The following is a 1,706-nucleotide window of genomic DNA, read 5'->3' on the forward strand; positions in this document are numbered from 1 at the left end:
GACCAGGACTGGTGACCGGGTTCCTCGGACCCAACGGTGCCGGTAAATCGACGACCATGCGGATGATCCTCGGATTGGACAAGCCGACGGCGGGCAGTGCGCTCATCGACGGTAAGCAGTACCAGCAGCTGGAACGCCCGCTCACGCAGGTCGGCGCGCTGCTGGATGCCAAGTGGGTGCATCCGAACCGCTCGGCGCGCGCCCACCTGGAGTGGCTGGCCGCCTCCAACGACATCCCGAAGTCGCGGGTCGAAGAGGTCCTGCGACTGGTCGGCCTGTCCGAGGTGGCGAACAAGAACGCGGGCGGATTCTCGCTCGGTATGTCCCAGCGTCTCGGACTGGCGGGCGCGCTGCTCGGCGACCCGAAGGTGCTGCTGTTCGACGAGCCGGTCAACGGCCTCGACCCGGAGGGCATCCTGTGGATCCGCCGGTTCATGCAGCGCCTGGCCGCCGAGGGACGCACGGTGCTCGTGTCGAGCCACCTGCTCTCGGAGATGTCGCAGACCGCCGAGCAGCTCATCGTCATCGGTCGTGGTCAGCTGATGTTCGACGGCACCACCCAGGAGTTCATCGACCGTGCCTCCGAGCAGTCGGTGCGCGTGCGCAGCCCGCAGCTGGATCAGTTGCGCAGCCTGCTCACCTCGCACGGCATGACCGTGAAGGAAGACGGCGACGCCGCGCTGATCGTCGCGGGCGTCACTTCCGACGAGGTCGGCAAGGTGGCGGGCACGAACAACGTCACGCTCTACGAGCTGGCACCGCAGCAGGCCTCGCTCGAGGAAGCGTTCATGCGGATGACCGGCGGCGCCGTGGAGTACCACGGTGAAAGCTTCGATCAACAGGCGATGGGAGGTGCGCTCTGATGGGCGTGCTCGCAGCGGAACGAATCAAACTCACCTCCACCCGCTCGCCCTGGTGGTGCTCGGCGGTCGTGGTGGTGCTCGGCATCGGCCTCGCCGTGCTGATCGCCTTGGTCACCAACGCCGACTCCACCGGGGATTCCGGCGAGGGCCCGCCGTTGCTCACCCCGAGCGTGGCGGTGTCGGGTGTCGCCGGCTTCGGCGTCATGGTCCTGATGATCATGGCCGCGCTGACGGTGACCAGCGAATATCGCTTCGGCGTCATCCGCTCCAGCTTCCTCGCGGTCCCGAACCGATCCAAGGTCGTGCTGTCGAAGACCGCGCTGGTCGGCTTCTACTCGGCCGTGCTCACCGGTGTGCTCGCGCTCATCGCGTTCATCGTGGCCAAGCTGATCACCGGTGACGACGCTCCCGGTCTCGTGCTCGACGGCAACTGGCGAGCCATCTACAGCGTGCCGATCTACGCGTTCCTGTGCGTCATGCTCGCCATCGGTGTCGGTGTGCTGGTGCGCCAGTCCGCCGCGGCGATCTCGCTGATCGTGCTGTGGTCGCTGCTGCTGGAGAACCTGCTCGGCGCGTTCGGCAGCTTCGGCCGCACCGTCAAGCCGTTCCTGCCCTTCCAGAACGCGAACCGTTTCCTGAGCGTCGAGGAGTACGCGGGCGACTGGCACTGGGGCGTGTGGGGAAGCCTGATCTACTTCGCCGTGTTCGTGGCGATCGTGTTCGCCGGCGCACTCGTGCTGGTCAACCGCCGCGACGCCTGACAATCCTGCCCGGGCCGCCCTCGCAATGGCCCGGGTCGCGAGGGCCGCGACCTTGTCGGGAGGTCGCCCCTGCACGAGCCCC

2 protein-coding genes are annotated in these 1,706 nt (G+C 67.4%); both read left to right on the forward strand.

Annotated features, from left to right (window positions below; translation table 11 throughout):
• Positions 1-863 (forward strand): ATP-binding cassette domain-containing protein (locus tag ACFWF3_RS34930; protein ID WP_379318362.1); only part of this gene is annotated, 863 nt, incomplete at its 5' end.
• The gene (locus ACFWF3_RS34935; protein WP_378633697.1) at positions 863-1,624 is read left to right on the forward strand and encodes an ABC transporter permease; all 762 of its coding nucleotides are present in this window, start codon (positions 863-865) and stop codon (positions 1,622-1,624) included. The genes ACFWF3_RS34930 and ACFWF3_RS34935, both read left to right, overlap by 1 nt.
• The last annotated feature ends 82 nt before the right edge of the window (positions 1,625-1,706 follow it).

The sequence above is a fragment of the Nocardia sp. NPDC060220 genome (assembly GCF_042727815.1).
Taxonomy (GTDB): Bacteria; Actinomycetota; Actinomycetes; order Mycobacteriales; family Mycobacteriaceae; genus Nocardia.

What these genes read in the sequence shown, in the direction of transcription:
- ACFWF3_RS34935 (WP_378633697.1), top strand. Translation starts at nt 863, where the DNA reads ATGGGCGTGCTCGCAGCGGAACGAATCAAACTCACCTCCACCCGCTCG.